10 protein-coding genes are annotated in these 8631 nt (G+C 37.7%); 3 read left to right on the top strand and 7 right to left on the bottom strand.

The annotated features are described in order from the left end of the window. A partial coding sequence (locus tag HRT50_RS16050; protein WP_291616309.1) for a hypothetical protein occupies positions 1–231 on the top strand: 231 nt, incomplete at its 5' end. A 146-nt stretch (positions 232–377) separates the two neighbouring features. On the opposite strand, the gene bcp is transcribed toward HRT50_RS16050, so the two are convergent. Further along, complete coding sequence (gene bcp, locus HRT50_RS16045) at positions 378–854, bottom strand: thioredoxin-dependent thiol peroxidase (RefSeq protein ID WP_291616307.1); 477 nt, start codon at positions 852–854, stop codon at positions 378–380. Between the two features lie 72 nt (positions 855–926). Beyond that, positions 927–1457 (bottom strand): ACT domain-containing protein, encoded by a 531-nt coding sequence (locus HRT50_RS16040; RefSeq protein ID WP_291616305.1) that lies wholly within the window; start codon positions 1455–1457, stop codon positions 927–929. 292 nt (positions 1458–1749) lie between these two features. Between HRT50_RS16040 and bamC the strand changes: the two genes are divergently transcribed. Further along, positions 1750–2919, top strand: a complete 1170-nt coding sequence (bamC, locus tag HRT50_RS16035; RefSeq protein WP_291616303.1) for an outer membrane protein assembly factor BamC — start codon at positions 1750–1752, stop codon at positions 2917–2919. Between the two features lie 111 nt (positions 2920–3030). Here bamC and HRT50_RS16030 read toward each other — a convergent pair whose 3' ends face one another. From HRT50_RS16030 to HRT50_RS16010, 5 genes are all read right to left on the bottom strand, one after another. Further along, positions 3031–3219: a hypothetical protein gene (locus HRT50_RS16030; protein ID WP_291616302.1), complete on the bottom strand. Its 189-nt coding sequence runs from the start codon at positions 3217–3219 to the stop codon at positions 3031–3033. A gap of 48 nt (positions 3220–3267) precedes the next feature. Next, a complete protein-coding gene (locus HRT50_RS16025; RefSeq protein ID WP_291616300.1) occupies positions 3268–3984 on the bottom strand; it encodes a M15 family metallopeptidase in 717 nt (238 codons plus the stop codon). 29 nt (positions 3985–4013) lie between these two features. Next, complete coding sequence (gene dapE / locus HRT50_RS16020; protein WP_291616298.1) at positions 4014–5213, bottom strand: succinyl-diaminopimelate desuccinylase; 1200 nt, start codon at positions 5211–5213, stop codon at positions 4014–4016. 56 nt (positions 5214–5269) lie between these two features. Then, positions 5270–5620: an arsenate reductase gene (locus HRT50_RS16015; protein ID WP_291616296.1), complete on the bottom strand. Its 351-nt coding sequence runs from the start codon at positions 5618–5620 to the stop codon at positions 5270–5272. Between the two features lie 160 nt (positions 5621–5780). Continuing rightward, positions 5781–7028, bottom strand: a complete 1248-nt coding sequence (locus HRT50_RS16010) for an IS4 family transposase (RefSeq protein ID WP_291616310.1) — start codon at positions 7026–7028, stop codon at positions 5781–5783. Between the two features lie 344 nt (positions 7029–7372). Between HRT50_RS16010 and HRT50_RS16005 the strand changes: the two genes are divergently transcribed. After that, positions 7373–8476 carry an acyltransferase gene (locus HRT50_RS16005; protein WP_291616295.1) on the top strand — a complete coding sequence of 368 codons (1104 nt, stop codon included), beginning with the start codon at positions 7373–7375 and terminating at the stop codon, positions 8474–8476. The last annotated feature ends 155 nt before the right edge of the window (positions 8477–8631 follow it).

Below are 8631 nucleotides of genomic sequence, written 5' to 3'. Positions count from 1 at the left end.
TTCCATCCGCCTAAATCACCATATGATGGCGTTAAATTGTATGGTGGTCCAGATAATTACACCTTTGATAATTTTGCTAATGCCAATATTGAAAAGTATTATTCGGTGTTCAGTTATGATGATATACCTAATTTTTCTGAGCCTATCAGCATTCAATATGTTGCTAAAGAAGGATTTTCGATTATTGAGCAAGAATATGAACCACAAGATGACGATGAAGAAATAGATTAACAGAGTGTACTAACCATTTAGTCAGAGCAACCATGCTATTGTCGGGCATAGAACTCAAAAGCTATCACTAAAAAGGCCTAAGTTAATTTTACTTAACTTAGGCCTTTTGATTTTTACTTAATAGACGACTTTAATGATTGATTGGTTTACTGATTTAGCTCATTTAGTACAGCTAAAACAACATCATGATGCTCTTTAGTTTTAAACTTATTAAACACATGGCTGATTTTGCCATCAAGGCCAATTAAAAAGCTTAAACGATGAATACCATCGTATTCTCTGCCCATAAACTTCTTCAAACCCCAAACACCAAACTCATCCGCCACCTTATGATCAACATCAGATAGTAGGGAGAAGTTTAGTTCATCACGTTGGCAGAACTTAGTTAAACGCTTTACTTCATCAGGGCTAATACCAAAAACAACGGTATTTAATTCATTAAGCTCTGCTTTGATATCACGTAAACCTTGTGCTTGAACGGTACAGCCAGGTGTCATCGCTTTCGGGTAGAAATATACTAATACTTGTTTTTTGCCGATATAATCAGCCAATGATACTGACTCATCATTTTCATTAGCTAGGGTAAATAGTGGCGCGGTATCACCAATGTTTAAAGTATTCATTATAAACTCACTGTTAAAAAGGGATGAAAGTCATTTTTCTTATTAGGGATATTGCCTTGGCCTTTATGCTTATCACTGTAATAAATTAGCATTGGCTTTTTTGATACAGCCTTGAACATCAGTTTGTTGACAAAGCTCTAAGAAGTCACGTTCAAGCTCATCAATGCTAATCTTCTCTGTTAAAGCAAACAATATGTTGGCACTCATATGGTTCGTTTTAGGATCTATTGCTGATTTTAATGAAGAGATATCTATTTTACGTGTGGCAAAAAAAGCGGTCATGGCTTTTAAAATACCGGGTTGATCAATTCCACAATACTCGGCTTGGTAATGCTTGACCAAGTCAAAGGTTCTATGGCCAGAAGTTCGCTTCATCATAGTGACTAAATCTAAACTATGAGCAACTTTGGGGATTCTGGCTTCAATTTTATTAATTGCTCTGGCTTCGCCATTAAGCAGCATAATGAAGGTAAATTCAGAGCCAAAAAGGGCCATTCGGCTGTCTAATATATTACATTCGCATTCACTTGCTAATTTAGTTAACTCACTAACACAACCTGTTCGGTCCGCTCCCATCGCTGTTAGTACTAAATATTGTGACATTCATTACGCCTAAGTTGTCCAGAAAGGCGCATTGTAACTGATCATGATTAAAGTTGGAATCATCTTGCATTTTTGTGGTCATATAACTTGTGTTTGTAAAATCAGCCAAGTACCATGGGGCGCAATGTTTAGCCCTATTTTAATCTAAAGGCGTTGAGTTTGTTATGGATCCTCTGGCATCGCCTGAGAAAATAATAGATTTGCTCGTTTGGTATTAAATCGAATTGTTTTTAGTTTTTTAGTGAGCTTAGTTGGGTTTTGAATATCAATAACCTAAGCCACAGGAGTTTTAATGAGTTGTAGAGTATTTTATTTATCACTGTTAGCCTTATCACTAACAGCTTGTGGTTCTGTTAATAATAAACAAGCCCAAGGCAGTTTTGATTATCAGTATAAACCTGAAGCTAACGATCTCGTTATTCCAGCCAATTTAAATAAACCAAAGCAAGCGAAGGATTTTTTTGTCACCGATAAAATAAATCATCAAGGCCCTATTGGCGCCGATATGGATATTCGAGCACCGTCACTGGTTATGCCTGTTGCCGCATCTTCAAGAGTTGTGGACGAGTCTGGTGTCGCGATTATTTGGTTTGATAAAGTTTTAGAAGATAAAGATTTATTGGATTTTATCGAAAAAGTTGTCACTGAAAAGTTAGTTGAAGATAACATTGGTTATAACTACGTTGAAGAAGATACTGAGGTTACTTTAAGTAAAGTTATTGAAGGGGCGACCAGCTTAAAAGAAACCAGTATTAAGCGAGAAGGTATTAAAACCGCGATCCTAGAGTCTGATTGGTATCACAACGAAGTGGATGTTGGTTGGATTTTTACCGACATACAATTTTCAAAGAGTGTACGTTTTCGTTATCAATTATTAGCTAAGCCACATGGTCGCAGTGTTTCATTACGTGTTTCATTAGTTGATTTTTTACAAACCGATGAAACCGGTGGTAGCCAAACAATGGATCCCATTGATAAGCAACGTGCTGAAAAAGCCATGCTTAATGAGCTAATTGCCGCCGTTGATTATAGTTATCGTGTGCAACAACGTGCAGATCGCTTAACTCGTGCCAATCAAAAGTTAGTCACAATAGGCCAGAACATTGAAGAGGAACCCGCTTATATAATTGAGATGGGTTTAGACGACCTATGGGGCAATATGCCACTATTCTTTGAAAAGCACGGTTTTACTATTAGTGATTTGAATGATGATAAGAAAATTTACTATGTCGACTTTGTTAAACCAGAGAGTAGTATTTGGGATAGTATTTGGGGTGATGATGTACCGGTAATCGATGTAAGTGATGCCCATTATCAATTTGTTTTAGCGCCTATTGATGAGCTTGATCAGAAGACCGCAGTCACCATTTATAATGCTGCCGGTGAGCCATTACCGTTGGCAACGTTAGAAAGAATATTCCCAATATTCGAGCAGGGTTTATCGTTTAGAAACGTTTTTTAAGGCTGTATCGACTAAAAAAGTTTACTTGCTCTTTATCGAAATAAGGTAAAGAGCAGACATAAAAAAACTCCACATGTTGGAGTTTTTTTATGTCTTGAATTAGTCAAAAACCTAAGGTTTGTTCTTTTCAATAGTTGCCAATTTATGGCCACTTTTACTGGTTCTTGGCAGGGTTTCTTTTAAGTCATTTAAATTGTGTTTACGCATTTTTTGCTTTGAGTTTTTTTGAAAGGTGCTCAAGTTGCCTATGATGATAGCTAGCGCCAATACGATCATACAAATAGCTAACCAATTGGTCATTGGAATGCCTCTTAATAAGTTTGTTAAGGCTAAGTAAAGACACTCAGCTTACAGTTTAGTGAGTATAACATTTCTTGGCACCGCACAGACATTATTAATATAACGCTTGGCTATGTCATCTAGATTATTAATGATTTCGTCTTTGCCCAAGATACTGCTATTTACTAATGCCTTGGCTAATCGTTCAATATTAAAAGCTTGCTGATATTGTTGTGCTAACGGCGCGTAAGATAAATGCCAAGGCTCACTGGCAACACCGCCTTGGAAGCTAGCATAAGGGAAATAAAAGCCAAATTGGTGCGCGTATTTAACCAGCCAATTTGATAGCTTAGCTAAAGGCCCTTGTGCGCTATATTCCCACGGTTCAAGCTGTAGTTGATAATCATCAGCGAGTAGGTTTTGCGCGTAAACATCAATGTCACAACCCCAATGATGACGACTAGCACCGGGCAGGGCGGAATAAAGCAAAATACTGTGCGCTAAATCAAGTGGCGATAAGTTCGCCGGGGAAATTACTTCGCCAGCCATATTCTTAATCGGTGTTTTACCCGAAAATTTATTGTTCCAAAGCAGCAGCTGTCGGTCAAACGAGCGAAAGCCACTGGCAATTTTCAAGTCAATATCAGCGGCGCTAGCCGCTGCAACTAAAGCTGAAAAAGCAGTTTTCATTTCTTGGTGAATAGCCACTCGCTCATTAACATAATACAAGTGTTGCTCGTTTTGACCCAGTATTTGCGCTGAATTGATGTCCTTGCTAGTCGGCATGATTAAATGAAACCTTGTCTGTAAATAAATTAACCATTAGTGTTTTTGTGGCTGCATAAAACATTAACCAAGCAGTGATAATAAATATCAACCAGTTGCTCTAAATCGTTACAAGAAACCGATTCATTGACTTGATGGATAGTCGCGTTACATGGACCTAGTTCAATCACTTGTGCTCCCGTTGGCGCGATAAAGCGACCATCTGAAGTGCCACCTGCGGTTGAAAGTTGAGTTTCCCTACCGGTAACTGTGAGTATGGCTTGGCTGACAGCGTTTAAAAAACCGTGCTCAGAGTCTACATGCTTGGTAATAAATGGCTTGCCATTAAAAGTCCACTTTATCTCATAATCAAGTTGGTGTTTGTTCAATATCGACTCGACTTGCTCAACAATCATTTGGTCGGTTAGTTCTGTGCTATAGCGTAAATTAAATAATGCGGTGAGATGGCCGGGGACAACATTGGTCGCGCCGGTACCAGCATTAATATTTGATAATTGAAAGCTAGTCGCCGGGAAATATTCATTGCCCTGATCCCACTCTACTTGGCTGAGCTCAGTTAATGCCGGCATGGCTAAATGGATTGGATTTCTCACATGTTCAGGGTAGGCAACATGGCCTTGTTTACCTTTAATGACGACTTCTGCAGTAATTGAACCACGGCGACCGTTTTTTACAATATCGCCAACAGCATTGGTACTAGAAGGCTCACCGACAATACAATAAGTGATTTTTTCATTGCGTGCTTCTAGGGTATCAATAACCCGAGTGGTGCCATTAATAAAGGGACCTTCTTCATCACTGGTAATTAAGTAAGTGATAGCGCCTTGATGATCTGGATGGTCTTTAACAAAACGTTCTGTCGCCACTATCATTGCCGCCAAGCTACCTTTCATATCTGCAGCGCCACGACCATATAACATACCATCAATAATGGTTGGTTCAAATGGTGGTGTATTCCATAATTCAAGGTTACCAGCCGGCACCACATCGGTGTGACCAGCAAAACAAAAAACTAAGTCATTATCCTTGCACACGCTACTATCGCGACGAGACCAAAGGTTAGTGGTATCAGCAAAAATCATGCTTTCATTATTAAAGCCAAGCTTGGCTAATCGCTCTGCCATGAGTTTTTGGCAGCCGACATCTTCGGGAGTGACGGAAGCTCTGGCGATAAGTTCTTTTGCTAATTCAATAACAGCACTTTCATTTTTTTGTTCGGTTTGACTCACAACGATTACCCTTAATTTATTTTTAATACCTGGCTTTTAACTACAATGTTTTTTGCTTACTTGTTGTCGAAAAGGTTTTGATACTGATCAATTTTAAAACCGAGGTTGAGTTCACCATTTAATGGTAATAGTGGTCTCTTCAGTAATGTTGGTTGCTCAAGCACTGCGGCAAACATTACTTCATCAGTAAGATTGTTTTTTATCTCATCAGGTAGGTTACGAAAAGTGGTACTGCGCTTGTTTAATAATAACGACCAATCACTTTGGCTAACAAATTCAGTTAATAATTCAGCTGTTAATGGTTGTTTTTTAAAGTCATAAAGTTGATGAGCAATGTCGTTTGCTGCAAGCCATTTAGTGGCCTTTTTTACCGTGTCACAATTCTTAATCCCATAAAGTGTAATCATATTTGAGCAGTATCCAATAGTTAATAATCAATGCTTAAGATGATATCAGAATCAGTAGGCTATATCCGCTTTTCTTCGGCTAGGTGAGGGTCTAATCGGCAGGTTTTGTATTCGAAGTTACTGTCTCAAATGTGCGCATCAATGTCATTAACTTAAGGGTTTAGCACATACGTTTATAATTCATTGGGTACTTATTTGTCTTGTTTCTACGGTCTTGTCGAACAAACTTACGATTGGGTCGAATAACACTTAAACTCTTTGATATTTTACTTATCAGTAATTCATATAGCTCAAGATCAGCTAGCTTCATTGTGAACCGCACAATATTATCTTTGAGCTGATTTATCGCAAAAGCGAAATTGATCTTATAATCATAGAGCCTATTCTTTTTAGGCTTCTTTATTTTTCGTTTGGCATCATGCATTGCAGAAGCAGCAAGGTTTTTAGTCAATAGCTTTGCATGTAAGTCTTGTAAAATACCTTCAACAGAAATACTAGAATAATTCTCAATGTTGAGACGACTTTTCAATACTTTGTAATCTTCTTCAACTCCCCAGCGCTGGTGATATAAATTAGCGAAAAGAGCAGTAGGATAAGCTTGTAGATCTGTTAATGAGGAAACCAAAACCTCTGGCTCACCTGATGGCAGGTCAACACGCACTAATCTTAAGCGTAGTGATTCGGTCGATATCTTATCTTTTCTACATCGACGAAGAGACTTCTCAATACAAGGAAAATCAACGACATCACTATATTTCCCACTTTCTAAAAAGGCTTTAACAACATTAGAGCTTTTAACAATGCGCATGCAGAAGTCGACATTCTTTAGCCTATGGTATTTATAAAACCAAACAGCAGGATAACCTCGGTCATAAACGACTAAGTCGCCTGTTTGGGTTTTATTTAAATGCTTTAGTGCCATTTCACGCTCTCCGGTTGAATGGCTTTCTACCTGTAAATCTAGAGTAATATTATTCTTAACATCATAAAGTTGTGAAAGACGAACATGGGGCATAGCGGCATGTGGACGAGCTTTTCCAAAATGCTCAAGTAGTTCGTTAGATATAGGTAATTGTGTGACTGACCCATCAACAGCTAACAGTCTATGGCCTTGCCATTTATCAATGGTTGCAGTTTCATAAAATTCTTGAACTAAATCATCGTTTAACTCAACAAATGCTTGATGGGATAATTTCATTCTCGCTTTACAAAAAGCAGCGGTGCTAACTGACTTTGTCGACAAGTAGTTATCATCGATAACATTGAAAAACCGAACGAGTTCAGCCTGAATTGAACCATTGAGAGCATTCAACATAAAACTAATTAAACAAGGAAAAGTAAGGGTGCGATTTCGAGTGAAATCAGTAGATTTTTTACGGTGATTTTCTAAAAATTCAGTTGAGTGAATTTTATCGGTTAACTTTTGTACTATTTGAATTAAATACTGAACAGCTCATTGGTGATTTCTCTCTATTTTTAATTCATAGCTAGGTTAGCAACTAGCTAACTTATTGTAAACATGTAAATTAAGCTTAAGTTAATGACATTGATGCAGCTTTTAAAGACCCATCAGGGATCGTAAACGAACTAATGGAATTTTTCACCTAACAACTTAATAAACAAGGACAAAAAACAGTTGGCTTTTTTTGTTCCTCAACATTTTAGCCAACTACATTTTTTCCGCTTAGCTTCGTGTTATAGGACCTAGCAGAATATTGTACCTCACCTCTATAAATTCTAAAAAGGAACAATATGAATAGACTTTGTGGTCTAGATTTATTGCGCGCCATTGCGATTATCTGGGTAATGCTTTTTCACGCTACGAAATACGGTACTCCATCTAGAGACTTATCTGGTCTCGGTTGGATGGGGGTCGATCTATTCTTTGTACTCAGTGGTTTTTTAATTGGCAGTCAATTGTTTAAATTGGTTGCGCAAAGGCAGGAGGTTAATTTAAGTGAATTATATTTAAATCGCGTCTTTAGAATTCTTCCTGCATATATTGTGGTTTTGACGATTTACTTTTTAGTGCCTTTTACTAGGGAAGGAAATGGCTTACAACCCTTATGGCAGTTTTTAAGCTTTTCGGTCAATTTATTTATAGATACTTCCAGCAACAATACATTTTCACATGTTTGGTCACTATGCATTGAAGAGTATTTCTATTTATTTTTTCCGATAGTTGTATTGCAGTTAATGCATCGAAGTAGCGTTACTAAAATTCTAGTTTTGTCGTTATTTATTATTGCCTTTGGAATGTATTTACGAGGATATATTTGGGTAAATGAATTAGGTTGGGGACAGTCATATATTGAAAATATATATTACCCTACATACACAAGATTAGACGGACTTTTAGCCGGTGTATTACTTGCAGCACTTAAAGTGTTTAAACCTGAGCTGTGGAAATTTACAATGAACCACGCTAATAAAGTTTTACTTGTGGGTCTTTCAGGGCTAGCAACCGCGATATGGCTTTTTAAAGCTCGCTTTGGGTATATGGCAACAGTAATTGGTTTCCCAATACTGTCATTCAGTTTTGCATTTATTGTTGCTGGAGCATCTAGCCCGAATTCAATACTTGGAAAGTATAAAGTACCAGGCGTCTATTTTGTCGCTACATTAGCCTATAGCCTCTATCTGACTCATAAATTTGTATTTCACATAATGAATACAAATTTTGGAGAACAGCTAAGAACAAATGGATATATTGCATTCTTTGTTTATGGGATAGCTGCCCTTTTAGTCGCCATAGTTTTGTATGTAGTTGTAGAGCGTCCATTTCTTAAACTAAGGAGTACAGTCGTAGCTTGGGATAACAGGAAACCTCAAAAAATAGCAGAAATAAATTCGTAACTTGGTATAGTAAAACTCTTAGTGTGTGGGCCTATAACAAGGGTTTTCAAGTCGGACAAATTACAGTTGGCTTTTTGTTTGTGCCTCACTTACCTTAGCCAACAGCAATTTGTCGCTTAAAACGGCGTTAGGTGTCAGTGTGTAGTGGTACAGTG

This window comes from Colwellia sp., from assembly GCF_013215345.1.
GTDB lineage: Bacteria > Pseudomonadota > Gammaproteobacteria > Enterobacterales > Alteromonadaceae > Colwellia.
This window is presented reverse-complemented; position numbering and strand designations above follow the sequence as displayed.

Excerpts from the sequence above, each read along its gene's own strand:
- HRT50_RS16025 (WP_291616300.1), bottom strand. The coding sequence starts at position 3,984 with ATGCCGACTAGCAAGGACATCAATTCAGCGCAAATACTGGGTCAAAAC.
- bamC (WP_291616303.1), top strand. The coding sequence starts at position 1,750 with ATGAGTTGTAGAGTATTTTATTTATCACTGTTAGCCTTATCACTAACA.
- HRT50_RS16040 (WP_291616305.1), bottom strand. The coding sequence starts at position 1,457 with ATGTCACAATATTTAGTACTAACAGCGATGGGAGCGGACCGAACAGGT.
- HRT50_RS16030 (WP_291616302.1), bottom strand. The coding sequence starts at position 3,219 with ATGACCAATTGGTTAGCTATTTGTATGATCGTATTGGCGCTAGCTATC.
- HRT50_RS16015 (WP_291616296.1), bottom strand. The coding sequence starts at position 5,620 with ATGATTACACTTTATGGGATTAAGAATTGTGACACGGTAAAAAAGGCC.
- bcp (WP_291616307.1), bottom strand. The coding sequence starts at position 854 with ATGAATACTTTAAACATTGGTGATACCGCGCCACTATTTACCCTAGCT.
- HRT50_RS16005 (WP_291616295.1), top strand. The coding sequence starts at position 7,373 with ATGAATAGACTTTGTGGTCTAGATTTATTGCGCGCCATTGCGATTATC.